Origin of the sequence: Mesorhizobium sp. M0018, assembly GCF_040323955.1 — a bacterium.
GTDB lineage: Bacteria > Pseudomonadota > Alphaproteobacteria > Rhizobiales > Rhizobiaceae > Mesorhizobium.
The window spans coordinates 1-26,277 of the sequence record NZ_JAMYVL010000002.1 but is presented as its reverse complement, the minus strand read 5'-3'; the positions used below and the strand labels follow the sequence as shown (position 1 = coordinate 26,277).

Below are 26,277 nucleotides of genomic sequence, written 5' to 3'. Positions count from 1 at the left end.
GGTGAATGGTGAAAAGAATAGCACCGGAGCCGCATTGAGCACCAGAGCTACCACCATTCACTATTCACTATTCACTATTCACTATTCACTATTCACTATTCACCATTCCACCATTAACTAATCCGCCATCGTCTCCAGGCTGGCGAACCCCTGCGGTGCATCGCCTTCGTCGAACGGCGTCGCCACCTCGACGAAGGTGTCGGGATAGAAGCCGTTGAACCGTGTTCTGAGCGACAGCGAATAGGCCCCGATATGGCCGATCTCGATCCAGTCGCCGGTATCGACTGTTTCGGGCAGCCAGAACGGCCGCGACAATATGTCGACGGAATCGCAGGTCGCGCCACAGACCTTGAACGGCACGATGGTCTTGTCCTCGCCATTGCGCGAGCGGATCGCCGGATCGGGGATGAAGCGCGCCGGCAGCGTGATCTTGCCGGTCCATGAATCCGACAGCGACGCCCAGATGCCGTCATTGATGTAGAGCCTTTTGCCCTTGCGCAGCAGCACGCGCACGATCAGCGACAGGCAGCGCGCCACGATCACCCGGCCGGGCTCGGCCACCAGCGGCATCTGGTCGAACTGGTACTCCTGGAGGTCGCCCGACAGCCGCGACATGATCTGGCCGAGCGACGGCATTTCCGGCTTGCGGCTGTTCGGATCATGACCGTATTCGGCGGGAAACCCGCCGCCGACATCGAGCCCGGCAACGTCGAAGCCGACGCGGTTGCGCACCCAGTCGGCGGAGGCCAGCGCCCGCTCATAGGTGTCGGGATCCTCGATCTGGCTGCCGACGTGAAAGCACAGCCCGACCTTGTAGCCCGTCCGGTTCAGCCGTTCGGCCAGTTCGACCGCATTGGCCGGTCCGGCGCCAAACTTCTTCGACAGTTCGTAGGCCGCCGAGCCTTTCGTCTGGATGCGCACGAACACGGTGATGGCGCCCGGATCGATGTCGAGCGCCCGCACCACCCTGGTCAGCTTGGTGACCTCGTCCTCATGGTCGAGCGAAATGACGCGGATGGCGTATTTTTCCAGCGCCAGCCTGATGTCCGACTGGGCCTTCACGGGGTGCATGTAGAGCATCTCGGCGTCCGGCGAGACGGCGCGCACGGCGGCGAATTCGCCGGGCGAGGCCACATCGAAGGCACCGACGCCGGCCTCGACCAGGGCGTTGAGCACGATCTGCTCGCCATTGGTCTTGACCGCATAGGCGGTCTTGCCGGGAAACATGCCCATGAACTGTTTGGCGTCCGCCTTCAGCACCTGCGGGCGGAAGCAATAGATCGGATCGTCCGGGCGAAGCGCCAGCGCTGCCTCGCGGGCATTTTCGAATCGCTGCATGGACGAATCCCTTGACTGAGGCTGCGCACAATTAATCCAAGCTAGCGGCTAATGAAAACAATTCTATGTCTCGCCGCCCTGGCTTCGCGGCGCTACGCCGGTGCTGCACGCCGGTTATGAGCGAGCTAGGCCATCGCTCAGGTTTCGGGTGGCCCTTGCGGCCGGATCGGGTATGGCGTGAACAGACGCCTGAAGAGCAAGGCATCTCGTCTGGGAGGACGACCAATGGCGATAGCTGCCACCACCACGATGCGCGGTCCGATGGTGCTCAAGGACTGGGCGCAGCTTCTGCTGCTCGGCGCCATCTGGGGCGGCTCGTTCTTCTTTGCCCGTATTGCGGTAGCGGAACTTCCGCCGCTGGTGCTGGTGCTGTTCCGCGTCACCATAGCCGCGATCGCGTTGCAGCTCTATCTTGCGGTCCGTGGCCCGTCGTTTCGCCTCGCCTTGCCGCATGCCGGCCTGTTCTTCCTGCTGGCGCTCGCCAACAACGTCATCCCTTTCTCGCTGATCTTTGTCGGCCAGACCGAGCTTGGCGCCGGTGTCGCCTCGGTGCTCAATTCGACGACGCCGTTCTGGACGCTGATCCTCGCCAACGCCCTGACCAGCGACGAGAAGCTGTCGTGGAACAAGCTTGCCGGCATCGCCCTCGGTATCGCGGGAACGGCGGTGATGATAGGCCCCGGCCTCGTCGCCGGGCTCGGCGGTCCGGTCTGGGCGAAATTCGCGCTCATCGGAGCATCGCTATCCTATGCGGTTGCGCTGATGATCGCCCGCCGCTTCAAGGGTGTGCCGTCACCGGTCATTGCCACCGGCCAATTGACCTGCTCGACCATCATTATGATCCCGGTCGTTCTGTTCACCTATGATGCCGCCAATCTGTTTTCGGCCTCGCCGCCGGTCTGGGCGGCGGTGCTGGCACTGGCGCTGCTGTCGACGGCCTTCGCCTACATCCTCTATTTCAATCTCGTCGCCTCGGCCGGCGCCACCAACGCCTCGCTGGTCACGCTGATCGTGCCGGCCAGTGCCATCCTGCTCGGTTTCCTGTTCCTGGGCGAGCGGCTCGAACTGTTCGAGCTCGGCGGCATGGCGCTGATCGCCCTCGGCCTCGTCACCATCGACGGTCGCCTGTTCGGGCGGCGTTAGAGATGGCGCAGCGAAGTTGTCGCTCCCGATCGTGCGCTATATGGGCGTGATCGCGGGAACAGATGAACCCTGCCATTCCAGACGCCAGATACCGCCTTGCCTGAGATTCTGAACGAGATCGGGAAGGAAGGCGGCAAGGCAGGTCCCGCCGACATGTCTCACGGAAGGATACACAAGACCGGTCGCGGCGTCTTGCTTGCGGAGTTGCTTCGCCAGCGCCTGACCGGCAGGATAGGCTAAGGCAGTATCCGGATCGAGCACCGGGTCCTTGCTGAACTCAGCACCGCGCAGATCGTGAAACGAGCCTATGAAGTCGGCAACGAGCTCCGCGTAGTCGGTGACGTTTTCAAACCGTTCGATTGCGGCAAGCTCGCGCGTCAGATGAAAAGAGACCTCGCCGAGCGCAGTTTCCGCATCGAACCCACAGTACCAGACGCCCCTGGCATCATCGTTGAAACGATTGCCGCCCGGACGGGTGTAAGCGAAAGCCGCATTGATGAAGGTGTAGCCCGGCCTCCCGAAAACCAGTTCGCGCGGATCGAGGTCGGGCAATCCCCCTTGCTGCGCCTGAAGACGGCCGCTGGTGGCCCCTTCGAGCTCCGCAAGGTCCTCCAAATCTCCATGATTCCTGGCCAACGGCATCAGGACCGGTTCCTTGAGCCTGCCTGTCGAAATGAGCCGGATCGTGTCGCGCTGGGAAATGTCAGCGCGCGGCGGGATCTGCATTCAAAGTCCACCGCGCAAAGCGTCGATGTGTTGGCGAACCTGCAGCAGCTTCGGAATGCCGCCCTCGATCATCACGTCCAGGGGGCGCCGGCCACCATAGAGCGGCCCTTTGTTCGGCAACCGCACCCATTCATCGGCAAGCGCTTCGGAGAACAGAAGCCGCAGTCCCTTGAAGATGCCGATCAGGGCGCTGATGCGTGTCAGCGAATCCTGGGAGAGAACGCCCTCCCACTCGCCTTTCTTCATGCGGAACCAGGTTCTCTCCGACACGTCGCCGATCAAGGTACAGATCTCGGTGCTGGTCAGATGCCAGATGTCTGCGAGCCTGACGATGCCGGCAACAGCCGCTGGCGTGAGCCGCGCCCGTGCCGAGGCATCCGCCAGATTTGCCGGCAAAGCCTGATTTGCAGGATCGCGAACCGCATAACCGACACTCATTCCGGCCTCCATCACTTGGCAGACAATATACTGCCAATTGGCAGAAAATTCAAGTCCTGGCTATCTCACAACGCTGCCGGTTGCCCACCGCATTCGTATAGCGTGCAGCACCCGGTTGGACATGCAAAGGGCGCTCCGACGCTCCGAATCTTCAGTCGGTCCGAAAATCGATTCCGATTTCTGCCGCGGTAGCGCTGCCATTCTCGCTGCTGCCACGGCTTTGCCACAAATTATTCACAGGTCCCGAGCCGGCTTTTGACAAAGAGTTTCAATGCCTAACGGCAAACGGCAGGTCGCAAATTCCACAATCTCGTCGCATTGCAGCAAAGTTTCTGCTTGCCTGTGGCACAAATGACCCTAGACTCTCGCCATAGCTCTTTAAGAGGAGGCTATGATATGGGACTGACGAGGCCGATCAACGCATTGATGATTTGTGCTGCGTTTGCATTCATCGGCGCCCTCATTATGGGCGTCCTTCCATAAGGCCGCTGAGCGGGGGAAGACCAGCACCGAATACTCCAAACCATTTGAAAAGGCCGGGCATTTTGCCCGGCCTTTTGCATTCCCCCGATCTTTGACATTTCAAAAAGGAGCTTGCCGCCTTACGCCGCGGCTGATCCCGCCGCCTCGACTTCGTGCGACCTGATGCCGATCATGTGGCAGATGGCGAAGACCAGATCGGCCCGGTTCATCGTATAGAAGTGGAAATCGCCGACGCCGCGCTCGACAAGGTCCAGCACCTGCTCGGCGGCCACGGCAGATGCCACCAGCGCATGCGTTTGCGGATCGTTCTGCAGCCCATCGAAACGCTCGGCCAGCCATGCTGGCACCAAGGCGCCGCACCGCGCCGAGAAGTTGGCGACCTGGGTGAAATTGTGCACCGGCAATATGCCCGGCACGATGGGTATGTAGATGCCGGCCCGCCGTGCCCGCTCGACATAGCGCTCATAGAGATCGTTGTCGAAGAAGAACTGGGTGATCGCCCGCGTCGCTCCGTTGTCGGCCTTGCGCTTCAGCATATCGAAGTCGGTGGCGAAATCCGGGCTTTCCGGATGCTTTTCCGGATAGGCCGAGACCGATATGTCGAAATCGCCGGCGCCCTTCAGCGCATCAACCAGTTCGGCGCCATTGGCATAGCCTTCCGGATGCGGCCGGTAGGCCGCGCCGACGCCCTCGGCCGGATCGCCGCGCAGGGCGACGAAACGCTTGACGCCCATATCGGCGAACTCCCGGATCACCGCATCGACCTCGTGACGCGCCGCATCGACGCAAGTCATGTGCGCCGCCGGCGTCAGCGTCGTTTCATTGAGGATGCGCTTGACGGTGCGGGCCGTCCGCTCGCGGGTCGAACCACCGGCGCCATAGGTGACCGAGACGAATTTCGGCTTAAGCGGCTCAAGCCGGGTGACCGTGTCCCACAGCCTTGCTTCCATCTCATCGTTTTTCGGCGGAAAGAACTCGAACGAAACCCTGACCTTGTCGCCGATGTCGGGGCGGCGGGAGAAGCGGAACTGGTTCATCAGGCGGTTTCCCCTATCGGATACGCATTGGCCGGTTGTCTGTCGTTGGAAGGCTCGGCAATCAGCATGCGCCGATCGCGGCCGAGCCAGAGTTTGACGGTGAGCTTGGCCTCGTTGCCGCCGCGCGGCTCGAATTCCTGGCTGTCCTCGAGGTCGAGGCCGGCCTCGGAAAACCAGTCGCCAATCTGCCGGTCGGAAAAGCCGAGACGCATATGCGCGTGCTCGTCGCGTAAAAACTCCAGCGTGTGCGGCGCGAAATCGACGATCACCAGCCGGCCGGCCGGGCGCAGCAGACGCGCCGCCTCGCGGATGGCGCGGGCGGGATCGTCGAGATAGTGCAGCACCTGATGGATGGTAACGAGATCGAAGGCGTCGCGTTCGACCGGTGGCGCAAAAATGTCGCCCTGGCGCACCTGCGCATTCGAAACGCCGGCCTTGTCGAGATTGGCGCGCGCCACCGTCAGCATCTCGCGCGACATGTCGATGCCGATACCGCGCCGATAGAGCGGCGAAAAGATCTCGAGCAGCCGTCCGGTGCCGGTGCCGAGATCGAGCATCGACTGGAACGGCCGCTTGCCGACGAGCTTGATGAGGGCTGCTTCGACGGCGCGATCCGGCACATGCAGCGAGCGGATATGGTCCCAGCTTGCGGCGTTGACCGAGAAATATTCGGCGGCCCGGTCCTGCCGCTTGCGCTTGACTGCGGCCAGCCGTTCGAGATCACGCTCGACCTGCGGATCGGCGCCGCGGATGCCGGAGACCAGCCTAAGCACGAAATCGCGCGACGCATCGGAATCCGATAGCCGGAAGAACGCCCACGAGCCCTCCTGGTAGCGGCCGATCAGCCCGGCCTCCAGCAGCAATTTCAAATGGCGCGAGACGCGCGGCTGCGACTGGCCGAGGATTTCGGTGAGATCTGAAACGGTCAGATCGCCGCGCGACAGCAGCGCCAATATGCGCAGCCGGCTGGATTCCGCCGCCGCCTTCAATGTATCTACCATCGTGTCGAGAGCGACATGCATGCGAGCATTCTCTTTGAAAAGATATAAACATATGTTTATGTCGGTTTGGATAGGCTTGCAAGCGCTATGTCGCTTCCGGACAAGAAAATGACGCATGCGTGGCGGATCGCGCAAAAACGGACGCATGATCGGAGCGAGAACCATGTTCGAGACGCGCAGCGGCGAAAAGCTCCTGGAAACCGACCCGGCAACGATGCCGCCGGATGGCCATGTCGTCTTCATCGGCCGCATCGCTTCGCCTTGGATCACGCGGGAGACTTGCCCCAAAAACATGAAGGCGGCGCGGGAGACGGAACAGCCGGCGCACTTGGTCATCGACCCGCTTTATCGGGATGGCCTGCTTGGGCTGGAACGCGCCAGCCACGTGATCGTCCTGTCCTGGCTGCACCATGCTCCGCGGCAACTGATTGTCCAGAAACCCCGCCATGCCACAGAGCCGAAAGGCGTCTTTTCGCTGCGCTCCCCTGCCCGGCCAAACCCAATTGGGCTGCATGTCGCAAAGCTGGTTGCCGTCGACATCGACACCGGCCGCGTCGATCTCGATGCGATCGACGTGCTCGACGGCACGCCGGTCATCGACATCAAGCCTTATTTCGCCTCGACCGATGCCTTTGCCGATGCGACCATCGCCGGGCGGGACGAACCAGGGCCGGTGGAGTGATGAGCGCGCCGACCGGCCGCCGCCGCGCCGTCGCCAAGGCGCTGACAGCGCTCCTGCCGCTGGCGCCTTATGCCGACATGGAAAAGATCCGTGCCGATGCCGGCGCCGTGCACATGAAGACCTTGCCGCCGAGCATTGCCGTGTGGCTGGCGACAATAGCCCACATCCGCCACGCCCACACCGACTACGAAAAGCTGCTGGCCGAAGGCTATGACCGCGATTCCGCGCGCTTCTTCGTCATCGAACAGACCAACAATGTGCTCACCCGCTGGCGCGCCACCCGTCTGCTCGACGATGAGGATGAGGCGTAGAGCGACGGCAGGCACACGCGTCGAGTTCTGCGCTCTTCACTGTTGTGATTAGCGAAATCGAGAGGTGACGGCCAATCTCCCCCCGCGTGGGGGAGATGTCCGGCAGGACAGAGGGGGGCGCTGTCCCGCCGACCTCAGGTCGGCAGCATCGGAACTTTCAAAGCCTGAAATAAAAAACCCGCCTCGCGGGCGGGTCGTTGGAGCCCAATTCGCACCATACTCAAATTAGTAGCATAGCTGCCGGCACAAAGCAAGAACAAAATACGCCGTGACTAGAGGTCGCCTTGCCTGGACTAGGCCCGGTAAATCCACTGCTCGGGCACGCGCACCGAAATCTCCTCGCCGGCCGCGATCGTGCCGGGCTTCTCGACCCAGGCGACGAGCCCGCGCAACCGCTTCGCCGCCTTCGGGAACAGCAGCGCGCCGGCCTCATGGTCGGCCATCCCGGCATTTTCGGCGACCGATCGCCCGGCGATCCGGCAAGGCCCGTTCTGCGCGTCGATCTTGACGGTCGCGCCGCCTTTGAAGAACAGCAGCGTGCCGGACGGCAGCATGGAGAGGCGCGGCAGGCCGTCGATCAGGAGATTGGCGCCGATCCATTCCGGCTTGATCTCGGCGATGCCCATCCGTTCGGCGACGATTGCCAGTTCGTCCGCCGCCACGATCGACAATTGCCGTTCGTTGCGCATCTCGGTGCCGCGCGGATACCAGGGTTCCCGCCCGCCGGAGCGCCGCGTCGTGCCGGCGTGGAAATCGCCGTCGATGCCGTCGAAACCGAGTTGCAGCGTATCCACCGCTCGTGTCTCAAAACGATCGAACGGTGCGAGATAGAGCGCCGCCACCCTGGCGGCGAGTTTTCGCGACGGGACGATCTCGACCGGAGTTTCGGCTTCGGGAAACATATCCGGCATTGGTTTCATTCCTAGCTGCCGGATGCAGTTAGCCGAAGTCGATTCATAGGGTCCAGTCGAAAGCGTTGATGCTCCAATCAAGACGGCTGATACGGGTCGGCACCACCAGCGTCATGGTTGAACCAGCCTCATGCAAAAGCGTGCCGCATTGCTGCCGCGCTGCATCGGTTGATAATATCGGTCAGGTCAAGCCCGCTGAGGTTTATCATGCATCCCGCATCGGCAATCGCGCAGCTCTGGCTGCTCTGGGTGGTTTCATGGGCCGCGGCCGCCTTCTGGGCCGACCGGGCCGAAAAACGCGCCGGCTTCGGGGTGGAGCTTCCATCCCGCGCCGTCATGGTGCTCGGCACGATCCTGCTCTTCATCCCGGCGCACGGTTATGCCGGCCCGCTGAGGCTTTGGACGCCGAACCTTGCCGAAGCGTGGATCTGCGTCGCGCTGATTGCCGCCGGTCTGGCATTTGCCTGGTGGGCGCGGCTGCATCTTGGCCGCCTGTGGTCGGCCACGGTCACCGCCAAGGCCGCGCATCGCGTCGTCGACACCGGCCCTTACCGGCTGGTCCGCCACCCGATCTATACCGGCCTGCTTCTGGCGATCCTCGCCACCATGGCGGCGAAAGGCACTGTCTGGGGCGTTGCCGGCGCCATCCTCATCACCGTCGGCATCGTCATGAAGGCAAGGCTGGAGGAGCGTTTTCTGCGCGGCGAACTGGGTAGCGCTTACGACGACTATGCCAGGCGCGTTCCGATGCTGGTACCGTTCGCGCCGGGCTAATGCATGTCGCCCAAAAGCATGCCCTCGGGCTTGAACCGAGGGTGTGCAGCGGTTTTGGGACAACGACATGCGTAAAACAAAAATCTAAAGCATGCGCAACAGCGCGCCGCCGATCGAGTAGCCGGCGCCGAAGGCGCAGAGCAGGCCGTAGTCGCCGGCCTTCATGTCGGCATGGTTCTCCGAGAGGGCGATGATGGCGCCGGCGGCGGCGGTGTTGCCGAGGCGCTCCAGCACCATCGGCGCGCGGTCGTGGTCGACGTCATGGCCGAACGACAGTTTCAGGATCATGGCGTTCATCCGCGCATTGGCCTGATGCAGCCAGAAGCGCCGGATCGCTTGCGGCGTCAGCCCGTGCTCGGCCAGGAACTCGACGATGAATTTGTGGCCGGCAACGGTGACTTCCTTGAACACCTTGTTGCCGATCTGCTTGATCAGATTGCCTTCCAGATCGATCATGTACGGATCGTCCTGGGTGGCGCGGGTATAGTAACCGAGATTGGTGCGGATGCTGTTCGACATCTGCGTCCAGGCGCGCGTATCGAGCACCTCGAAGCGGCCCGGCCGCTTCTCGCCCTGGGCGAGCCCTTCGACGACCATCGACACGGAAGCGTCGCCGAAGATGAAATGCGTCTGCCGGTCGCGAAAATTGAGGTGACCGGTGATGATCTCCGGCGTCGTCACCAGCACGCGTTTATGGGCCCCTGCCCGTACCAGATTGACGGCGATGTGCAACGCCGCCGCTGCCGAAGAGCAGCCAAGCCCCATATCGAAGCCGGCGCCTTTCGTGCCCAGCGCCTGCTGCATTTCGATGGCGATCGCCGGATAGGGCCGCTGATGGTGCGAGGCCGAGCAGATCACCAGGTCGATGTCGCCAGGCTTCAGCCCGGCATGATCGAGCGCCTTGCGGGCCGAAGCGATGCCGAACTCGGCCTCCAGCGACAGCGCATCGTCGGGCCGCGCCGCGAAACGCGGCGCCATGCGGGTCGGATCGAGGATGCCTTCCCGTTCGATGACATGGCGGGTCTGGACGCCCGAGGCATGGACGATGAAGGCACTGTCCGATTTCTGTACCAGCGGCTCGCCCGACACCTCGCGGCGGACGTTCTCCATGTCCACCCAGGCGTTGAAGCTGGCGACGAGCTCCTCGTTGGTGATCGAAGCTTCGGGGATTTCAACGCCGATGCCGCTGATGATGACGCGATGCATTTCCAGTTCGTCCCGTGCGCAGGCGTTGCGGCTTCATGTCGACGCCGCAAAAAGCTCGGCGCAACCTCTTTTGCACCTAGCCAGTTTATGCCGGCTTAAATCAAGTCCCTGGGACGGGTCTTTACCAGGCGCAGAGCTTGGTATTGGTCTGCGGGTTGTTCCAGCAGGCACCGTCATCGCGGCTGCGCACGAATTGCCCGGGCAGCGGCACGTTGCGGCGGCCGAGATTGACATAGCCATAGGCAAAACCCGGTCCGTCGATTTCCAGGACGTAGGTCGGATAACCCGGCGCCGAGATGCGAAAGCTGCCGGCATCGTCCAGCGCCCGATAGCTGCACGAGAAATAGCCGTCGTCGCTGGTGAAGCAGCGCGCTCGCTTGGCCTCCGCCGATAGAGACAAGGCAAGCACAGCGGCCGCACAAATGCTGCCGCCGAAACCCATCTTTTTCAGTGTCATCATCCACCCCCATGGCCCATAAAGGGCCGTGCCCCAGCGAGATGCGCATGACGGCGAAAGCCGGTCAAGCATCCGCCATGCACTGTTTTTGGGTGTAGCTAAGAGTTTCTAAGCGGAACGCCGCGCCACGATGAAGAGACGGGGAAAGCGCAGCAACACCTTGCCGCTTGCCGTTTTCGGATAGGCTTCGCTGATCCGGGCCGTGTAGCGCTTCAGGAAAAGCTGCCGCTCGTTTTCGTCGAGAGGATCGAGGAACGGCTTCAGCCCCGTCGACTTCACCCACTCGACGATCGCTTCGGCATCGGCCAGCGGATGGTTGTAGATCGTGTGCCAGATATCGGGCCGATCCGAGAATGGCGACAAAAGGTCGTAATAGAACGCGACCGGCGGCAGCGGCGCGCGGGCCGCGCGCTCGAGCTTTTCGGTGAACGGCATCTCGGCCGCGGTCTCCCGCATCAGCCGGTGCGAAGGCTCGGCCATGTTGTCCGGCATCTGCACGGCAAGCGCGCCGCCGGGCGCCAAAAATCCCATCAACCGCTGGAAGACCGCCGGATGCTCCGGCAGCCATTGAAACACCGCATTGGCAAAGATCACGTCGACCGGTTCGGTCGGCTGCCACGCCGCCGCATCCGCCAAGGCAAAGCTGACACCGGGCAGGCGCGCCCTGGCCTTCTCGATCATGTCGGGCGAGGTATCGAAGCCGCTGATCTGCGCCCGCGGCCAGCGCTCGACCAGCAATTCGGTCGAATTGCCCGGCCCGCAGCCAATGTCGACCACCCGGCGCGGTTCCGGCACCGGCACCTGCGCAACGAGATCGCGCGCCGGCCGGGTGCGCTCGTCCTCGAATTTCAGGTAGAGGGCGGCGGACCAGTCGGGTCTCACCTTCGCGACTGTATTCATCGATAGACCTCGCGACGGTCGCCTACTTGAACCACCCAAATCGCGACAGCGCTATCATCGATCCTTGTCAGAACTCGGAATGAGCCCACACGATATTTCCAGAGACCTGCCAGTGGTCCTGTTAGCGCTTCGCCAAGTTCGCGTGGATTATCGCGCGAGGCGAGCCTGTTTTCCAGGAAGTCCACAATCCGACGCTGATCGGACCTTTGCAATCTGGAGATCTCGAGGCGTTTTTCCAGCGCGGCAGGAAGCTCGACATTAAGCATGTTTATCTCCTTCCGGTAATTCTACGAGCAGCCTGGGGCGCTTGCAACCAATCCGTTGTTACCGAGTCAGCCGCTTATACGTCATCCTGTGCGGATTGACCGCCTCAGGCCCAAGCCGGCGGATTTTGTCCTGCTCGTAGTCCTCGAAATTGCCTTCGAACCATTCGACATGGCTGTCGCCTTCGAAGGCGAGGATGTGCGTCGCCAGGCGATCGAGGAACATGCGATCGTGCGAGATGATGACGGCGCAGCCGGCGAAGCTCTCGAGCGCGTCTTCGAGTGCCGCCAGCGTTTCGGTATCGAGATCGTTGGTCGGTTCGTCGAGCAGCAGCACATTGCCGCCGGTCTTCAGCATCTTGGCCAGATGCACGCGGTTGCGTTGGCCGCCGGACAGGTTGCCGACCTTCTGCTGCTGGTCGCCGCCACGAAAGTTGAACGACGCGCAGTAGGCGCGGGTGTTGGCTTCGAACTTGCCAAGCTTGACCACTTCGGCGCCGCCCGAGATCTCTTCCCAGACCGTCTTGGTCGGGTCGAGCGCGTCGCGGCTCTGGTCGACATAACCGAGCTTGACCGTCTCGCCGACGCGGATGGTGCCGGCGTCCGGCTTTTCCTGGCCGGTGATCATGCGGAACAGCGTCGTCTTGCCGGCGCCGTTCGGGCCGATGACGCCGACGATGCCGCCCGGCGGCAGCTTGAATTCGAGATCGTCGATCAAAAGCGTGTCGCCAAAGCCCTTCGACAGGCCCTCGACCTCGATCACCACATTGCCGAGCCGCTCGCCATGCGGAATGACGATCTGGGTGTCGCTCGGACGCCGCTTGTCGGCTGCATCCAGCAGATCCTGGAAGGCCTGGATACGGGCTTTCGACTTGGTCTGCCGGGCTTTCGGGCTGGACTGGATCCACTCGCGCTCGCGGCCGATCGCCCGCTGGCGCGCATCGTCCTCGCGGCCTTCCTGCTTGAGCCGCTTGGCCTTGGCTTCGAGATATTTGGTGTAGTTGCCTTCGTAGGGGATACCGCGGCCGCGATCGAGCTCGAGGATCCAGCCGGTGACATTGTCGAGGAAGTAGCGATCGTGGGTGATGATCATCACCGCGCCCGGATAGGCCCGCAGATGCTTTTCCAGCCACGCCGTCGTCTCGGCGTCGAGATGGTTGGTCGGCTCGTCGAGCAGCAGAAGGTCGGGCTGGCGCAGCAAGAGCTGGCAAAGCGCGACGCGACGGCGTTCGCCGCCCGACAGCTTGGTGACATCGGCCTCCTTGGGCGGACAGCCGAGTGCCTCCATCGCCATCTCGACCTGCTGTTCGAGATCCCAGAGGTTGAGCCGGTCCATCTCGTCCTGCAGCTTGGCCGACTCGTCCGCCGTCTCGTCGGAATAGTTCATCATCAATTCGTTGTAGCGCTCGATGATGGCGGTCTTGGCGGCGACGCCTTCCATGACGTTTTCGAACACATTCTTGTTCGGATCGAGCGCCGGCTCCTGCGCCAGGTAACCGACGGTAGCACCCTCGGCCAGCCAGGCCTCGCCGCTCCACTCCTTGTCGATGCCGGCCATGATCTTGAGGATCGTCGACTTGCCGGCGCCGTTGGGGCCGAGGATGCCGATCTTGGCGTCCGGGTAGAAGGACAGATGAATGTTCTCGAGCACCTTCTTGGTGCCGTAGGCCTTGTTGAGGCCGGCCATGTGATAGATGAACTGGCGTGCCACGCGCGCTTTCCCTGAAAAGTCGACTGATGTCGGATTGGATGGAAGTTGGGGGCTATGTAAGCGATGCGGCCCCGAACGGCAAACAGTTTTGGCCCTAAAGCAATTCCAAGAAAAATGTGAAACGGTTTTCCGTCCGGAATTGCGTCAAAACAAAAAAGATGGAGCGGTTCAGCGGTTCCGTGAAACGATGACCCGCTCCAGGCGGATTTGGTCGCAGCCGCAAACGCTTAGCCGCTTCATTTCGTGCCGGCGCCCAGGCGAAAGCTCCGGTTAATCATTCCGCGTCAAACAATGTTGGATGGGAAATCGCTGGCCGCCGCGATTTCGGGGAGAGAGATCGGGCCGTGTTGAACAGTTTCCTGCTTTTTGCCGAAGCGGTTCTCTATTTCGGCATCATGGTCACGCTTTTCCGGTTCAGGGGCCGCATCGGCCTCGGCGTCTTTGTTTGCGCCCTTGGCGTCATGCATTTCTTGGAAACCTATCTCGCCAGCGTCTTCTACGTCGCGCTGCCGTTCGGCATGGTATCGCCGGGTTCGGCCGTGATGTTTTCCGGCAAGCTGGTGATGCTTCTCCTGCTCTACATCAAGGAGGACGCGGCAACTGTCCGGCAGCCGATTTACGGCCTGCTGCTCGGCAATGCCCTGATGGTCGGGCTCGTGCTGATCCTGCGCCTGCACGACATCGCGCCGCTGCCCGACGGCAAGCTTCCCGACATCGGCTTTATCGATGAGATGGGCTGGCTGATGGTGTGGGGCACGACGCTGCTGTTCGTCGACGCCATCCTGATCATTCTGCTCTATGAAAAGCTCGGCAAATACCTGCGCAAGGCGCTTTTCACCCGAATCCTGGTCTCCGTCGCCTGCGTGCTCACCTTCGACCAGGCAGGCTTTTTCACGGCGCTGCATTTCGTCACCGGTGCGCCGGTCGCGGTGTTCTTCGGCGGCTGGTTCGCCAAGATGGCAGCGGCCCTGGTCTACAGCACCATGCTGGTCGCCTATATCAGGTGGTTCGAGGCGCGGCAGGTGCCGGCGCCGCGCGGGCTTTCCGACATTTTCGACACGCTGACCTATCGCGAGCGCTATGAGGCGCTGGTCGAGCATGTTGGTCGCGACGGCCTCACCGGCCTCCTGCACAGGGCGCGCTTCGACAGCGATGGCGAGGCCGCCGTCGCCGCCAGCCTGCGGACCGCCAGGCCGCTCAGCCTGCTGATCATCGATGTCGACCACTTCAAATCGATCAACGACCGCTTCGGCCACGCCGAGGGAGACAAGGTGCTGAAAGCCCTGGCGATTTTGCTTGGCGAACTTGTCGGGACCGAAGATCAATTGTTCAGGATCGGCGGTGAGGAATTCGCCATCCTCGGCTGGCGTCCGCAGCCGCTCGCCAGGCTGCTGGGTGAAACCGTCAGGCAAGCGGTCAAGACGTCCGCGAGCACCAGCCGGTTCGACATTACCGTCAGCGCCGGCATCTCGACGGTCAGCGAGACGACCCGTTGCCTTGCCGATCTCTTTGCGCTGGCCGACCAGCGTCTCTACAAGGCCAAATCCACGGGACGCGATCGCGTTGTCGGCGAACCGGGCGGCAACGAAGCAGACGCCCGCAACACATGGACCAGGCCGGAGCGCAGCGCCGGCGCGTAACGCTGCCCAGGCCCCGCGATTGGCTCAATCAGGATTGTTTGCGCCGCTGCCATCCGCCGATCGCAACCGAAACCGCCATCAGCGCGATCGCCAGCCATTTCAACGCGGTAATAATCGGGTCGGCTTCGACATCGTAGGCAATGAACAGAAGAATGCCCGGCACCAGCAGGCCGCAGAGCACGAGCGTGATCCGATTGATCTGCCATGACACTTTTGCCGCAAGCGCCTGGTCGCCGGGCACGGCGACAAGCGCGGCCCGCATTGCCTTCGGCGCCACGAGCCTGGTCGAAAGACGCAGCGAAATCGGCAGGCCGATGCCGATGATCAGGAAGGCGCATGCCGCCAGGAGCAGCGAAAACTTGAGCGCACTGGTTTCGGCCGGTACCGGGAACAGCAGCGCCGCCAGCGGCAGGAAGACACAGAACATCCCGAGCGCGGCGATGGCGATGAAGATCGCCGCGTTGACCAGCGTAAACAATTGGTAGGTGCCGCCGCCGACGGGTTTGGCGAGCGTGGTCATGCGCGCCCACTCCACCTCGGTGTAGGAAAAGCCCGGCCACTCCATATGGCCGTCGCGGATCGCCGTCATGCCCTTGGCCCAGAACGCCAGCCGCGCCAGCGCGCCGCCCGTCATACCACTCATCGCCACCCCCTGCGAATGATAACCCCGGGATCATACCATCCCCGGCGCAAAGCGACAGTCGCGTACGGCCTGTTTACTGGAACCCGACGGCATCGACCGCGCCCTTTGGGCAGCCGGCCTTGGCTGTCGGCGCCGAGGCAAGCAGCAGGGCACCGAGCGAAGCGTTCGAAGCGATCGGGCCGGTCAGGCCGAGCGTCAGTTCGCCGATCAGCCGCCTGCCGTTCGAAGGATCGACCACGCAGGACACGCGGACCCGGTCGCCCGCGCCTTTGCCGAAGGCACTGTCGAAGGTGCTGCGGATCTGATCGGATGTCAGTTGCTTGCCGATGTTCTTGATGAAGAGATCGCGCACCGGCGACGCATTCATCGCGCGCATCAGGTTCAAGGCGTCGGCGAAATACTCCTGCTGGCTCTTGCCGTAGCAGGTGCCGTGCTTGATCCACTCATGCCTTTCGAGGGCGGACGCGGTGCCCGGCATCACCTGGTCGAGTTCCGCTCGCGTTTTCGGGTCAAGGGTGACCGGCGGCAAATCCCGCCAGTGTGCCGGATCGTCGTTCGCCTTGTCGCTTGCCGCGACCTGGCAATAGAAATTTCCGTTCGGCTGCGGCCACAACCCATGCAAGGTGAAGTGGGTCGCTTCGAACCCGGCGGCGGTCTGCGCACGGCATTCGGTTTTGCCGGATTTGGTCTCACAAAAAGCCGGCTGCCAGCTCAGCGCGAAGACATATTCCGGCTTTCCGGACGCCGATGGCTTGTTCGGCTCGGCAGGCGCCGGTGCAGCCGGCATCGTCGACGCGCTGCCGCCCGAAACGTGACCGCAGCTGATCTTGACCCAGCGGCGCTCCGGATCGGCGCCCGGCACGCGAATGAGGTAGTGCGTGGGCGCGTCCTTGTTGCCGGCCAGCAGATCATAACTCTGACCAGCCGCGGTCGAGACATTGCCGGGATTCTTGCCGCTCTTGATCGCCTGCGTTGCCGGACAGGCGGCATCGGCGACGAAAGAGCCGGTCATCTTCACATCGGCCCGCGCCGCGCTTGCGCCAGCAAACGCAACAAACACCGCCCCCCATATCGCCCAAATCCGCATTCCGGCACTCCTCGTGATTCACGCCGCAAGCTAGAAACTTGCGACATGTCAGAATTACGATTTCTTTCGCCGGCCGTAAAAACAATCGCCAGCGCATTGAGACGGCTCCCGCGCGGTCGATCAGGATCCGCCCGCCTCCACCCGTTCCGTCAGGGTGCGCAGCAGATCAAGCGAGGCTTTCAGCGCGTCGGCGTCCATACCCTCCAAAACGCGGTTCGCCCAAACATGCTGGCGTGTGCCGATATTCTTGACCGCTGCCCGGCCGGCATCGGTTATCGACAACAGCTTGGCGCGGCGATGCGCCGGGTTGTCGGCGTAGGCGGCAAGCCCCTCCGCAGCCAGTATGTCGGCCAGCCGCTGTACACTCTGACGGGCGAGACCCATGTCGCGGGCGATGTCGGCCACAGATTTCGGCTCCTTCAAAACTGCACCCAAAACCTGCCAGCGCGCTGCCGTCAGCCCGGTTGGAGCGGCCAGCCGGTCGGCCGCATCCAGAAAACTGCCGTTCATCCTGAACACGGCAAGCACCAGTTCGGTGAGCACATTTGCCGCTTCGGTCCTGGTCGTCATTTCTGGCCGGCCTCGATGGTCGCGACGAAATTATTAACGGCTTCGGCTACGACCTCGGGCTTGTCAAGCATCACCCAATGGCCGCTGCCCGCCACGATCTGGCGCGGAATGTCCGTGCGCAGCCGGTAGAGCGCGGCTGGAGTGTCACTGGCCTCGGTAGCCAATACGAACATAGGCCCGCGATACGCATCGAGTGCCGGCTCCGGGTTCCATTCGGCCAGTGCCTTGCCGACACCTGCCCTCGCCGCCGGATCGACCACTGCCGCATCGGCCAGAACACGCTGGCGAACAACCGCGTTAGGGCCGGCAATCGACGTGTAATAGGCGTTCAGGACATCACGGCCTTGCGGACCGGCCAGATCGCGGACAAAGCCGTCACGAATCGCCTGCGGCAGCGCACGAGGATCGGTCGCCGGGTCGACGAGCAAGACACCGGCGACCCGGTCGGCATGGCTGGCGGCATAAGCGAGCGCCACGCCACCGCCGCCGCTGTGCGCGACAATGAGAAACCGCTTCAGGCCAAACGCGTCGGCCACGGCACCGACATCCATTGCACGACCGTCATAACCATAGTCACCGTCCTGCGCCGGCGCGGAGGCGCCATGACCGCGAAAATCGAAGGCTACCGCCTCGCGGCCTTCGACGGAGAGCTGCATCACCCGGTCCCAGTGGGAAGCGCGGCTGCAATCCCCATGCAGGAACATGATCGGCAGGCCATTGCCGGCGTTGATCCTATAAGTGGCAAGCTGGCCTTGCGGGCCTGGAACAGTGGACGTCATCATGGTCATCTCCCTGGTTTCCTGACTGAACGCAGCAATCCCTGACAACAGAGTGGCCGTCGTGAAGGCGAAGCCCGCCAGCAAGATTGCACGCCGCGAAATGGCCCCGGTGGTTTTCATAGTCTTACCCCCAATCTGCCGCTGACCATTTGACAGCATGCTGTCATGTAATCACATTGACAGCATGCTGTCAACTACCGTCGAATGGGTACCCTACGTCCCTTGACGTCGATCGCTGCGTCGCCCAACAGTCGCCGACGGGAGCGAGACATGCCATTTGACAAGCAGAGGATGCTGGCATCGCCGACCGGCGCCGAGCTCAACCTTTATGTGAAACACGCCATCGGCCAACCGCGCGCCATTGTCCAGGTCAATCACGGGTTGGCCGAGCACGCGGCGCGCTATGCCCGTTTCGCCGATTTCCTTGGCGAGCGCGGCTATCAGGTCTACGCGCACGACCACCGTGGCCACGGCGCCACCAAGGCGCCCGACGCGCCACCTGGCAGGTTCGCCGATGCGGATGGCGGTGCCAAGGTCATCGCCGATGTCGCCGCCGTCCATGATCTCATCGCCAGGGAACAGCCGGGCCTGCCGGTCATCATCTTTGGTCACTCCTTGGGCGCGTCGGTCGCGCTGAACTTTGTCCTCCGCCACTCGGCGCGCATCCATGCCGCCGCGATCTGGAACGGCAATTTCTCGGCCGGACTGCTCGGCCAAATCGCGCTGGCCATGCTTGGTTGGGAAAAGTTCCGGCTTGGCTCAGACGTGCCGTCGCGCCTGCTGCCCCGGCTGACGTTCCGGGCCTGGGGCAAGGCGGTGCCCAATCACCGGACGCCGTTCGACTGGCTGTCGCGCGATGCCGCTGAAGTCGAGAAATACATCGCCGACCCGCTTTGCGGCTGGGATGCATCGGTGTCGATGTGGCAGGACATCGTCATGATGACGCTGCATTGCGGCAGCGACCGCAATTTTTCCGGCGTGCGGCGCGACCTGTTCGTCAATCTGGTCGGAGGCGAGCAAGATCCGGCCTCGGACGGCGGCAAGGCGGTCAGCCATCTTGCCGGCCGGATGCACATGATGGGTTTTTCGAATCTCGTTTCAAAGGTTTACGCCAAAACCCGCCACGAAAGCCTCAACGAGGTCAACCGAGACATCATCATGGAGGATTTTGCCGCCTGGGCCGACCGCGTGCTGAGGGCACAGTGATACTGGCCCATTGCAAGGGCCGTGACAGCGGCGCGCGGGATTGATAGAGGCTGCGCTTTCGATCAACCACGGTGATCCATGACTGAGCCTCCGCTCAAAGGCATCCGCGTCATCGAACTCGCACGCATCCTCGCCGGGCCATGGGCCGGACAGCTGCTTGCCGACCTCGGCGCCGACGTGATCAAGGTCGAGAGCCCGGACGGCGGCGACGACACCCGCAAATGGGGACCGCCCTTCGTCATCGGCCATGACGGCGAGAACCTTTCGGCCGCTTATTACCATTCCTGCAACCGCGGCAAGCGCTCCATCGCCATCGACTTCTCGACGCCCGAGGGTGCCGAGACGGTGCGCCGGCTGGTCGCGACATCGGATGTGCTGATCGAAAACTTCAAAGTCGGCGGACTGAAGAAATACGGCCTCGACTATGACAGCCTGAGGAAAATCAACCCGCGGCTGATCTATTGCTCGATCACCGGTTTTGGCCAGTCGGGACCGTATGCGCCGCGTGCCGGCTATGATTTCATCATCCAGGGCATGGCCGGCATGATGTCGATCACCGGCGAAGCCGGCCGCGAACCGCAAAAGGCGGGCGTCGCTATTTCGGATGTTTTCACCGGGCTTTATTCGGTCATCGCCATCCAGGCGGCGCTTCGCCATGCCGAGAAGACCGGCGAAGGCCAGCATATCGACATGGCGCTCTACGACACCCAGATCTCGACGCTCGGCAACCAGAACCTCAACTATCTCGTCTCCGGACAGTCGCCGGTGCAGATGGGCAATGCGCACATGAACATCGCGCCCTACGAAGTGGTGCCGGTAAAGAATGGCCACATCATCCTGGCGGTCGGCAATGATGGCCAGTTCGCAAAGTTCTGCGCTGCCGTCGGCCTCGACGAGCTGGCGTCGAACCCTGACTTCGCCACCAATCCCGCCCGCGTCGCCAACCGGGCGAAGCTGCGCGAGCACATGATCGAGGCGCTGAAAGCCTTCGATCGCGACCCGCTGCTGGCCAGGCTCGAAGCCGCCGGGGTTCCAGCCAGCCCGATCAACAACATCGGCCAGATGTTTGCCGACCCGCAGACCATCGCGCGCGGCATGCGGCTCGACCTCGATGACGGCCATGGCAATCTCTTGCCCTCGGTGCGGGCGCCGATGGTCATGTCCGGCACGCCGCTGGTCTATGAGCGCCCGTCGCCGCGTCTCGGCGAACACACCGAAGAAATCCTTGCCGAACTGGAGAGGTCAGGAAAATGAAGACCGGCGGACAACTCATCGTCGATGCGCTCGAAGCCAACGGAACGGACCGTATCTATTGCGTACCTGGCGAATCCTATCTGGCGGTGCTCGACGCGCTGCATGATTCACCGATCCGCACAATCGTCTGCCGCCAGGAGGGCGGTGCCGCAATGATGGCCGACTGCCACGGCCGCCTGACCGGCAGGCCCGGCATCTGCTTTGTCACCCGCGGCCCAGGCGCCACCAATGCCTCTGCCGGCATCCACATCGCGATGCAGGATTCAATCCCTCTCATCCTGTTCATCGGCCAGGTCGCCAGCCACGCCAAGGGGCGCGAGGCCTTCCAGGAGGTCGACTACGTCAGGTTCTTCGGCGATATCGCCAAATGGGTGGTCGAGATCGACGACGCCGCACGCATACCCGAATTCGTCACACGCGCCTTTGCGGTGGCGATGTCCGGTCGCCCGGGCCCGGTCGTCATCTCGCTGCCCGAGGACATGCTGACCAGCCTCGCCGAGGCACCGGACGCCCGGCATTATACCCCTGTCGAGACGCGGCCTGGCGAAGCCGAGCTCGATGCGCTGGAAGAGCTGCTCAGCAAGGCAAAGCGGCCCTTCGTCATCCTCGGCGGTACGCGCTGGGACGCGCAGGCCGTTGCACGGATGCGGACGATAGCCGAAGCCTGGTCGCTGCCGGTCGGCTGCTCCTTCCGCCGCCAGATGCTGTTCGACCATCTCCACCCGAACTATGCCGGCGATGTCGGCATCGGCATCAATCCCAAGGTAGCAACCGCCATCAAGCAGGCCGACCTTGTGCTGCTGATCGGCGGCCGCATGGGCGAGATGCCGTCATCCGACTACACGCTGCTGAAGAGTCCCTACCCCGACCAGACGCTGGTCCATATCCATGCCGACGCCGGCGAACTCGGCCGCGTCTACCGGCCGGCGCTGGCGATCAATGCCTCGCCTGCCGCTTTCGTCGAAGCCTTTGCCAGACGCAAGCCGGCCGCAACGCCGGTGTGGGCGGCTGAGGCAGCGAAGCTGCACGCCGCCTATCTCGACTGGTCGACGCCTCCGGAGAGCGGCCCGGGCGCCGTGCAGATGGGGCCGATCATGAATTATCTCGAAACGATGCTGCCGGACGACGCCATCCTCACCAACGGCGCCGGCAACTACGCCACTTGGGTGCATCGCTACCATCGCTTCCGGCGTTTCGGCACGCAGGCAGCACCCACATCCGGCTCGATGGGCTACGGCACGCCGGCGGCGGTCGCCGCCAAGCAGCTTTTCCCCGACCGCGACGTGATCGCCTTCGCCGGCGACGGCTGTTTTCTGATGAACGGCCAGGAATTCGCCACCGCCGTGCAATACGGGCTGCCGATCATCGTCATCGTCGTCAACAATGGCATCTACGGCACCATCCGCATGCATCAGGAGCGCGAATATCCCGGCCGTGTCGTCGCCACGGACTTGAAGAATCCCGACTTTGCTGCTTTGGCCCGTGCCTATGGCGGCCATGGCGAGACGGTGGAAAAGACCGCCGACTTCGCCGCGGCCTTCGAGCGAGCGCGGGCCAGCGGCAAGCCGTCGATCGTAGAGATCAGGCTCGACCCTGAAGCCATCACGCCGACCCGCACGATGACCCAGATTCGCGACAAGGCCTGACAAAACAGGATGATTGCCCTGTTTTGTCGTCGTGATCTGCCTATTTGGCCTTCTCGATCTGGCCGCGGATCTCGCCGTCCGCATGGGCCGCGGTGTGGATGTTGACGTAATATTTGCCAGCCTCAAGATCGGTGGCCTGGGCATCGGTCAATGTCGCCGAACCCTTGATCGGGCTCTTCAGCTTGCCTTCGAACGGCACCACCGGATCGGCGTTTTGACCCTTTGCCGCCGGGCCGTGAATGTGTGCGGCCTTCGCCGGCCCGCTGAGGCCGGAATATCTCACGGTCCAGCTGAGTTTCTTGGTGGCGGTGTTGAACCTGAGCGTGGCGGTGCCCTTGCCCTTCGTGGTGACGGGCGGGTTCTGCTGAGCACCATCGAGCGTCGCCGTCATCTTCATGGTTTCGGCCAAGGCCGGTGAAGCAGAGAAGATGGCTGCAGAAATGGCCAGCGCCGAAAGCATCGGCGTGAAGGACTGGATGCGCATGGAAACCTCCGTTGTGACACCCTTGAGGCGGATGCACCGGCACAACGATTTTGCGAGCGGATGTTTCCGCCGGTAACGTTTATTTTACCTCCCACTAAAAAGGGGCGGTCGCCCGCCCCTTTTCCGCTACAAGCCAGTTTGACAGCCCTATTTGATGGCCTTGTCGGTGATCGCCGTCGTGTAGGCGCCGGTAGGCTCCTTGCTGATGATCTTCTGGTCGAGCAGCGCCTTGGCGGTGCGCTCGTACGTCGCCGGATCGAGCTTGCCATCGGCATTGTCGATCAGCTTGGCGACTTCGCCCATCATGCGCTTCTGGTGATTCTCGTCCTGGCCGCCATTGTCCATGACGATGCCGGCCGCTTCGTCGGAATGGTCGACGGCGTATTTCCAACCCTTCATCGAAGCGCGCACGAAACGCACCATCTTGTCCTCGAAGGCCGGATCCTTGAGCTTGTCCTCCAGGGCATAGAGCCCGTCTTCGAGCAGATCGTTGCCCATGGCGGAATAGTTGAAGACGGTCAGCTCTTCCGGCTTGTAGCCGGCGTCGATGAGCTGCCAGTACTCGTTATAGGTCATGACCGAAATGCAATCCGCCTGCTTCTGGATCAGCGGCTGCACGTCAAAGCTCTGCTTGAGCACGGTGACGCCGTCCGGCCCGCCATCGGTCTTGAGGCCAAGCTTGTTCATCCAGGCATAGAACGGATACTCGTTGCCGAAGAACCAGACGCCGAGCGTGTGGCCCTTGAAGTCGGCTTCCGTCTTGACCGGACCGTCCTTCGGGCAGACCAGCTCCATGCCGGCCTTCTTGAATGGCTGGGCGATGTTGACCAGCGGCACGCCCTTCTCGCGCGCAGCCAGCGCGCCGCCCATCCAGTCGACGATGACGTCGGCGCCGCCGCCGGCGATGACCTGCTCGGGCGCAATGTCCGGGCCGCCGGGCTTGATATCGACGTCGAGGCCCTCGGCTTCATAGAAGCCCTTAGCCTTGGCGACATAATAGCCGGCGAACTGTGCCTGGGTGACCCATTTCAGCTGCAGCGTCACCTTGTCCGCGGCCATCGCCTGGAACGCGGCAAGCGACATCGCGCCGGCCAGCATCGAAACAACAAGTCTTTTCATGTTTTTACCCTCTGAAGTTAGCGCCCTAAACCCACCGCCCCTATCCACCACGGACAGAGGGATGCCAAAACGTGACTGCTCTCTCGAAAAGAGCGACCACGCCATAAAAGACCGAACCCGCAAGTGCTGCAACTGCGATTTCCGCCCACACCATGTCGATGTTCATCCGCCCGACTTCCGTCGAAATGCGAAATCCCATGCCGACCACCGGCGTGCCGAAGAACTCGGCGACGATGGCGCCGATCAGCGCCAGCGTCGAATTGATCTTCAACGCATTGAAGATGAAGGGTGCCGCCGCCGGCAGCCGCAACTTGAACAGCGTCTGCCAGTAGCTCGAGGCATAGGTGCGCATCAGGTCGCGCTCCATATGGCCGGAGGCGGCAAGCCCGGCGACGGTGTTCACCAGCATCGGGAAGAAGGTCATGATGATGACCACCGCTGCCTTTGACTGCCAGTCGAAGCCGAACCACATGACCATGATCGGCGCGACGCCGATGATCGGCAGCGCCGACACCATATTGCCGATCGGCAAAAGCCCGCGCCGCAGGAACGGCACGCGGTCGGCGGCGATGGCAACGAGGAAGCCGGCGCTGCTCCCCACCACATAGCCGAAGATAACCGCCTTGAAGATGGTCTGCCTGACATCGGCCCCCAGCACCGGCAGCGAGCCGACGATGCGTGCACCGATGGCGCTTGGCGGCGGCAACAGGATGAAGGGAATGCCGGCACCACGCGTCACCGCCTCCCAGATGATCAGGATCCAGGCGCCGAAGATGGCCGGAATGATCAGGCGCAGGGCGGTTGACGCCCAGCGCGACGTCGGGCGAAACGACGACAAGACCGTTACGCAGCGCCAGGCCAAAAACCACGCCGCGACGAGCAGCAGATAGAAGGATGCGCGAGCGCTGCCCTCATTGCCGGTTATGCCGGCGAGCAGCATCCACGCTGCGCCATGCGCGCCAAGGAACAGCAACACCACCCCGATCATCGGTGGAAAGTTGTCGGCCTCGATTGCCACGAGCAGCAAAATGAAAATCAAAACCGCAGTTGCCATGCCGTAACCGGGCGTAGCGCTGACGAGCGGCCAAAGAAGCAGCGCGCCGGCAAGCAGGACAAGCGCGGCGTACCCCTGCCAGGATCGAGGCGTGATTGAGGAAAGGCTCAGGATGGAGCTCATGCCGGCCTCCCGCCCATGGCGCGGTCGACAAGGCGCCCGGCGATGCCGACGACCATCACCAGCAGCGCCGCGACCACCGACCCGGCAACCAGAGCCGACCAGATGTCGATGGTCTGGCTGTAGTAGGCGCCGGCGAGCAATTTGGCGCCGATGCCGGCGACGGCGCCGGTCGGCAACTCGCCGACGATGGCGCCGACCAGGCTGGCGGCCACCGCCACCTTCATCGAGGTGAACAGGAACGGCACCGAAGCCGGCACACGCAATTTCCAGAAGGTCTGCGAGGCACTGGCATTATAGGTGTGCATCAGGTCGAGATGGGTGAGCTCGGGCGAGCGCAGTCCCTTCACCATGCCGACCGCCACCGGGAAGAACGACAGATAGGTCGAGATCAGCGCCTTCGGGATAAGCCCGGTGATGCCGACCGCCGCCAGCACGACGATGATCATCGGCGCCACCGCCAGGATCGGAATGGTCTGCGAGGCGATGATCCACGGCATCAGACTGCGGTCGAGCGTCGCCACATGGACGATGCCGACGGCGATGACGATGCCGAGCGCCGTGCCGAAAGCAAAGCCGAGCAGCGTTGACGACAGCGTCACCCAGGCATTGTAGACAAGGCTGCGGTTCGAGGTGATGCTACGCAGAAAGGTGTTTTCGAAAAAATTCACCGCCACCTGATGCGGTGCCGGCAGCGTCGGCTTCGGCTGTACCAGCGTCTTGCCGATGAATTCCACAATACCCGGCGTCTGATTGGCGCGGCGGTCGAGATCGCGCTGGAACGGCGCGTTGAGGATGACAGCCATGACGTACCAGACGACGACCACGCCGAGGAGGATCGAGGTCACCGGAACGATCTTGTCGCGAAACGAGTCCACCTAGCAGGCCTCGCCGGGTAAGCGCCCTCCTCTCCCCAACGGGGAGAGGAGGGCTGGAGCGAAGCGGAGGCCGGGTGAGGGTGACCGCGCTTTCGTTGTCCTAGGGCGGAGCAGCCGCGAAGCGGCGTGCGTATCGGGAGCGGCCAACCACGCCTTCGTCATCCTAGGGCGAAGCAAGGAGCGAAGCGACGCGGCGCAGACCCTAGGATCCATGCCGTAACCTCCCCGCTCCGCAACGGTGCTGAAAATGGCTCCCTCCACACCGCTCTGGCCGGCGAATATTCTGAACCGCTTGCGCCTTTCGGCTAATGTCACGGCATGATGGGGTGGACGGCGCCCGACGGCATCGGATGTGCCAGAATGAGTTCGTTGAGATCTCAAACAAGGGAGCCGTCCGTGGAACACCTTATCCGTAT

At 62.8% G+C, this 26,277-nt stretch carries 27 protein-coding genes; 8 read left to right on the top strand and 19 right to left on the bottom strand.

Annotated elements, in window-relative coordinates; all coding sequences use genetic code 11:
* Positions 1–117 precede the first annotated feature (117 nt).
* Entirely contained in the window at positions 118–1,338 is a 1,221-nt protein-coding gene (locus NKJ81_RS02380; protein WP_352539504.1) for an alanine racemase, read from the bottom strand.
* A gap of 225 nt (positions 1,339–1,563) precedes the next feature.
* Here NKJ81_RS02380 and NKJ81_RS02375 point away from each other — a divergent pair, with 225 nt between their 5' ends.
* Entirely contained in the window at positions 1,564–2,481 is a 918-nt protein-coding gene (locus tag NKJ81_RS02375) for a DMT family transporter (protein WP_352539503.1), read from the top strand.
* A 36-nt stretch (positions 2,482–2,517) separates the two neighbouring features.
* Here NKJ81_RS02375 and NKJ81_RS02370 read toward each other — a convergent pair whose 3' ends face one another.
* The 4 genes from NKJ81_RS02370 to NKJ81_RS02355 all read right to left on the bottom strand — a co-directional run bounded on the left by NKJ81_RS02370 (position 2,518) and on the right by NKJ81_RS02355 (position 6,187).
* Positions 2,518–3,207: an RES family NAD+ phosphorylase gene (locus NKJ81_RS02370; RefSeq protein WP_352471536.1), complete on the bottom strand. Its 690-nt coding sequence runs from the start codon at positions 3,205–3,207 to the stop codon at positions 2,518–2,520.
* A complete protein-coding gene (locus NKJ81_RS02365) occupies positions 3,208–3,645 on the bottom strand; it encodes an antitoxin Xre/MbcA/ParS toxin-binding domain-containing protein (protein WP_352501077.1) in 438 nt (145 codons plus the stop codon).
* 602 nt (positions 3,646–4,247) lie between these two features.
* Positions 4,248–5,165 (bottom strand): methylenetetrahydrofolate reductase [NAD(P)H], encoded by a 918-nt coding sequence (metF, locus tag NKJ81_RS02360; protein WP_023676795.1) that lies wholly within the window; start codon positions 5,163–5,165, stop codon positions 4,248–4,250.
* A complete protein-coding gene (locus NKJ81_RS02355) occupies positions 5,165–6,187 on the bottom strand; it encodes an ArsR/SmtB family transcription factor (protein ID WP_352492725.1) in 1,023 nt (340 codons plus the stop codon). Before NKJ81_RS02355 ends, metF begins: the two co-directional genes overlap by 1 nt.
* Before the next feature lie 142 nt (positions 6,188–6,329).
* Between NKJ81_RS02355 and tsaA the strand changes: the two genes are divergently transcribed.
* Positions 6,330–6,848 (top strand): tRNA (N6-threonylcarbamoyladenosine(37)-N6)-methyltransferase TrmO, encoded by a 519-nt coding sequence (gene tsaA, locus NKJ81_RS02350; protein ID WP_352539502.1) that lies wholly within the window; start codon positions 6,330–6,332, stop codon positions 6,846–6,848.
* Positions 6,848–7,159, top strand: coding sequence for a DUF2293 domain-containing protein (locus tag NKJ81_RS02345; RefSeq protein ID WP_352539501.1), 312 nt, complete (start codon positions 6,848–6,850; stop codon positions 7,157–7,159). Before tsaA ends, NKJ81_RS02345 begins: the two co-directional genes overlap by 1 nt.
* A gap of 293 nt (positions 7,160–7,452) precedes the next feature.
* On the opposite strand, the gene NKJ81_RS02340 is transcribed toward NKJ81_RS02345, so the two are convergent.
* Complete coding sequence (locus NKJ81_RS02340) at positions 7,453–8,070, bottom strand: MOSC domain-containing protein (protein WP_352539500.1); 618 nt, start codon at positions 8,068–8,070, stop codon at positions 7,453–7,455.
* A gap of 207 nt (positions 8,071–8,277) precedes the next feature.
* Between NKJ81_RS02340 and NKJ81_RS02335 the strand changes: the two genes are divergently transcribed.
* A complete protein-coding gene (locus NKJ81_RS02335; RefSeq protein WP_352471529.1) occupies positions 8,278–8,844 on the top strand; it encodes a methyltransferase family protein in 567 nt (188 codons plus the stop codon).
* 84 nt (positions 8,845–8,928) lie between these two features.
* Here the strand turns inward: NKJ81_RS02335 and NKJ81_RS02330 are convergent, their stop codons facing one another.
* The 5 genes from NKJ81_RS02330 to ettA all read right to left on the bottom strand — a co-directional run bounded on the left by NKJ81_RS02330 (position 8,929) and on the right by ettA (position 13,381).
* The gene (locus NKJ81_RS02330; RefSeq protein ID WP_352539499.1) at positions 8,929–10,050 is read right to left on the bottom strand and encodes a beta-ketoacyl-ACP synthase III; all 1,122 of its coding nucleotides are present in this window, start codon (positions 10,048–10,050) and stop codon (positions 8,929–8,931) included.
* A 121-nt stretch (positions 10,051–10,171) separates the two neighbouring features.
* Positions 10,172–10,507 carry a hypothetical protein gene (locus tag NKJ81_RS02325; protein WP_352471527.1) on the bottom strand — a complete coding sequence of 112 codons (336 nt, stop codon included), beginning with the start codon at positions 10,505–10,507 and terminating at the stop codon, positions 10,172–10,174.
* A gap of 108 nt (positions 10,508–10,615) precedes the next feature.
* On the bottom strand, positions 10,616–11,407 hold the full coding sequence (gene tam, locus NKJ81_RS02320; protein WP_352539498.1) for a trans-aconitate 2-methyltransferase: 792 nt from the start codon (positions 11,405–11,407) through the stop codon (positions 10,616–10,618).
* Positions 11,404–11,673 carry a type II toxin-antitoxin system RelE family toxin gene (locus tag NKJ81_RS02315; RefSeq protein ID WP_352539497.1) on the bottom strand — a complete coding sequence of 90 codons (270 nt, stop codon included), beginning with the start codon at positions 11,671–11,673 and terminating at the stop codon, positions 11,404–11,406. Before NKJ81_RS02315 ends, tam begins: the two co-directional genes overlap by 4 nt.
* Before the next feature lie 58 nt (positions 11,674–11,731).
* On the bottom strand, positions 11,732–13,381 hold the full coding sequence (gene ettA, locus NKJ81_RS02310) for an energy-dependent translational throttle protein EttA (RefSeq protein ID WP_352453385.1): 1,650 nt from the start codon (positions 13,379–13,381) through the stop codon (positions 11,732–11,734).
* Positions 13,382–13,725: 344 nt separating this feature from the next.
* Between ettA and NKJ81_RS02305 the strand changes: the two genes are divergently transcribed.
* Positions 13,726–15,021: a GGDEF domain-containing protein gene (locus tag NKJ81_RS02305; protein ID WP_352539496.1), complete on the top strand. Its 1,296-nt coding sequence runs from the start codon at positions 13,726–13,728 to the stop codon at positions 15,019–15,021.
* Positions 15,022–15,049: 28 nt separating this feature from the next.
* Here NKJ81_RS02305 and NKJ81_RS02300 read toward each other — a convergent pair whose 3' ends face one another.
* The 4 genes from NKJ81_RS02300 to NKJ81_RS02285 form a co-directional block, all read right to left on the bottom strand.
* Positions 15,050–15,664: a hypothetical protein gene (locus NKJ81_RS02300; RefSeq protein WP_352539495.1), complete on the bottom strand. Its 615-nt coding sequence runs from the start codon at positions 15,662–15,664 to the stop codon at positions 15,050–15,052.
* A 73-nt stretch (positions 15,665–15,737) separates the two neighbouring features.
* On the bottom strand, positions 15,738–16,751 hold the full coding sequence (locus NKJ81_RS02295; protein ID WP_352539494.1) for a ribonuclease T2 family protein: 1,014 nt from the start codon (positions 16,749–16,751) through the stop codon (positions 15,738–15,740).
* Positions 16,752–16,871: 120 nt separating this feature from the next.
* Positions 16,872–17,321 carry a MarR family winged helix-turn-helix transcriptional regulator gene (locus NKJ81_RS02290; protein ID WP_352539493.1) on the bottom strand — a complete coding sequence of 150 codons (450 nt, stop codon included), beginning with the start codon at positions 17,319–17,321 and terminating at the stop codon, positions 16,872–16,874.
* Complete coding sequence (locus tag NKJ81_RS02285; protein ID WP_352539492.1) at positions 17,318–18,103, bottom strand: alpha/beta fold hydrolase; 786 nt, start codon at positions 18,101–18,103, stop codon at positions 17,318–17,320. Before NKJ81_RS02285 ends, NKJ81_RS02290 begins: the two co-directional genes overlap by 4 nt.
* Positions 18,104–18,370: 267 nt before the next feature.
* Here NKJ81_RS02285 and NKJ81_RS02280 point away from each other — a divergent pair, with 267 nt between their 5' ends.
* The 3 genes from NKJ81_RS02280 to NKJ81_RS02270 all read left to right on the top strand — a co-directional run bounded on the left by NKJ81_RS02280 (position 18,371) and on the right by NKJ81_RS02270 (position 22,206).
* Complete coding sequence (locus NKJ81_RS02280) at positions 18,371–19,306, top strand: alpha/beta fold hydrolase (RefSeq protein WP_352539491.1); 936 nt, start codon at positions 18,371–18,373, stop codon at positions 19,304–19,306.
* A 78-nt stretch (positions 19,307–19,384) separates the two neighbouring features.
* A complete protein-coding gene (locus tag NKJ81_RS02275; protein WP_352505567.1) occupies positions 19,385–20,560 on the top strand; it encodes a CaiB/BaiF CoA transferase family protein in 1,176 nt (391 codons plus the stop codon).
* On the top strand, positions 20,557–22,206 hold the full coding sequence (locus NKJ81_RS02270; RefSeq protein ID WP_352539490.1) for a thiamine pyrophosphate-binding protein: 1,650 nt from the start codon (positions 20,557–20,559) through the stop codon (positions 22,204–22,206). Before NKJ81_RS02275 ends, NKJ81_RS02270 begins: the two co-directional genes overlap by 4 nt.
* 40 nt (positions 22,207–22,246) lie before the next feature.
* Here the strand turns inward: NKJ81_RS02270 and NKJ81_RS02265 are convergent, their stop codons facing one another.
* The 4 genes from NKJ81_RS02265 to NKJ81_RS02250 form a co-directional block, all read right to left on the bottom strand.
* Positions 22,247–22,690 (bottom strand): CHRD domain-containing protein, encoded by a 444-nt coding sequence (locus tag NKJ81_RS02265; RefSeq protein WP_352471512.1) that lies wholly within the window; start codon positions 22,688–22,690, stop codon positions 22,247–22,249.
* Positions 22,691–22,837: 147 nt separating this feature from the next.
* Positions 22,838–23,809, bottom strand: a complete 972-nt coding sequence (locus tag NKJ81_RS02260; protein WP_352471510.1) for an ABC transporter substrate-binding protein — start codon at positions 23,807–23,809, stop codon at positions 22,838–22,840.
* A gap of 40 nt (positions 23,810–23,849) precedes the next feature.
* Positions 23,850–24,986, bottom strand: a complete 1,137-nt coding sequence (locus NKJ81_RS02255) for an ABC transporter permease (RefSeq protein WP_352501093.1) — start codon at positions 24,984–24,986, stop codon at positions 23,850–23,852.
* A complete protein-coding gene (locus NKJ81_RS02250; protein WP_352471508.1) occupies positions 24,983–25,861 on the bottom strand; it encodes an ABC transporter permease in 879 nt (292 codons plus the stop codon). The genes NKJ81_RS02255 and NKJ81_RS02250 overlap by 4 nt, the downstream gene beginning before the upstream one ends.
* Positions 25,862–26,277 lie beyond the last annotated feature (416 nt).

Coding starts and splice junctions, on each gene's coding strand:
- NKJ81_RS02380 (WP_352539504.1), bottom strand. CDS start 1,338: ATGCAGCGATTCGAAAATGCCCGCGAGGCAGCGCTGGCGCTTCGCCCG.
- NKJ81_RS02375 (WP_352539503.1), top strand. CDS start 1,564: ATGGCGATAGCTGCCACCACCACGATGCGCGGTCCGATGGTGCTCAAG.
- NKJ81_RS02370 (WP_352471536.1), bottom strand. CDS start 3,207: ATGCAGATCCCGCCGCGCGCTGACATTTCCCAGCGCGACACGATCCGG.
- NKJ81_RS02365 (WP_352501077.1), bottom strand. CDS start 3,645: ATGAGTGTCGGTTATGCGGTTCGCGATCCTGCAAATCAGGCTTTGCCG.
- metF (WP_023676795.1), bottom strand. CDS start 5,165: ATGAACCAGTTCCGCTTCTCCCGCCGCCCCGACATCGGCGACAAGGTC.
- NKJ81_RS02355 (WP_352492725.1), bottom strand. CDS start 6,187: ATGCATGTCGCTCTCGACACGATGGTAGATACATTGAAGGCGGCGGCG.
- tsaA (WP_352539502.1), top strand. CDS start 6,330: ATGTTCGAGACGCGCAGCGGCGAAAAGCTCCTGGAAACCGACCCGGCA.
- NKJ81_RS02345 (WP_352539501.1), top strand. CDS start 6,848: ATGAGCGCGCCGACCGGCCGCCGCCGCGCCGTCGCCAAGGCGCTGACA.
- NKJ81_RS02340 (WP_352539500.1), bottom strand. CDS start 8,070: ATGCCGGATATGTTTCCCGAAGCCGAAACTCCGGTCGAGATCGTCCCG.
- NKJ81_RS02335 (WP_352471529.1), top strand. CDS start 8,278: ATGCATCCCGCATCGGCAATCGCGCAGCTCTGGCTGCTCTGGGTGGTT.
- NKJ81_RS02330 (WP_352539499.1), bottom strand. CDS start 10,050: ATGCATCGCGTCATCATCAGCGGCATCGGCGTTGAAATCCCCGAAGCT.
- NKJ81_RS02325 (WP_352471527.1), bottom strand. CDS start 10,507: ATGACACTGAAAAAGATGGGTTTCGGCGGCAGCATTTGTGCGGCCGCT.
- tam (WP_352539498.1), bottom strand. CDS start 11,407: ATGAATACAGTCGCGAAGGTGAGACCCGACTGGTCCGCCGCCCTCTAC.
- NKJ81_RS02315 (WP_352539497.1), bottom strand. CDS start 11,673: ATGCTTAATGTCGAGCTTCCTGCCGCGCTGGAAAAACGCCTCGAGATC.
- NKJ81_RS02300 (WP_352539495.1), bottom strand. CDS start 15,664: ATGAGTGGTATGACGGGCGGCGCGCTGGCGCGGCTGGCGTTCTGGGCC.
- NKJ81_RS02295 (WP_352539494.1), bottom strand. CDS start 16,751: ATGCGGATTTGGGCGATATGGGGGGCGGTGTTTGTTGCGTTTGCTGGC.
- NKJ81_RS02290 (WP_352539493.1), bottom strand. CDS start 17,321: ATGACGACCAGGACCGAAGCGGCAAATGTGCTCACCGAACTGGTGCTT.
- NKJ81_RS02285 (WP_352539492.1), bottom strand. CDS start 18,103: ATGATGACGTCCACTGTTCCAGGCCCGCAAGGCCAGCTTGCCACTTAT.
- NKJ81_RS02280 (WP_352539491.1), top strand. CDS start 18,371: ATGCCATTTGACAAGCAGAGGATGCTGGCATCGCCGACCGGCGCCGAG.
- NKJ81_RS02275 (WP_352505567.1), top strand. CDS start 19,385: ATGACTGAGCCTCCGCTCAAAGGCATCCGCGTCATCGAACTCGCACGC.
- NKJ81_RS02270 (WP_352539490.1), top strand. CDS start 20,557: ATGAAGACCGGCGGACAACTCATCGTCGATGCGCTCGAAGCCAACGGA.
- NKJ81_RS02265 (WP_352471512.1), bottom strand. CDS start 22,690: ATGCGCATCCAGTCCTTCACGCCGATGCTTTCGGCGCTGGCCATTTCT.
- NKJ81_RS02260 (WP_352471510.1), bottom strand. CDS start 23,809: ATGAAAAGACTTGTTGTTTCGATGCTGGCCGGCGCGATGTCGCTTGCC.
- NKJ81_RS02255 (WP_352501093.1), bottom strand. CDS start 24,986: ATGAGCTCCATCCTGAGCCTTTCCTCAATCACGCCTCGATCCTGGCAG.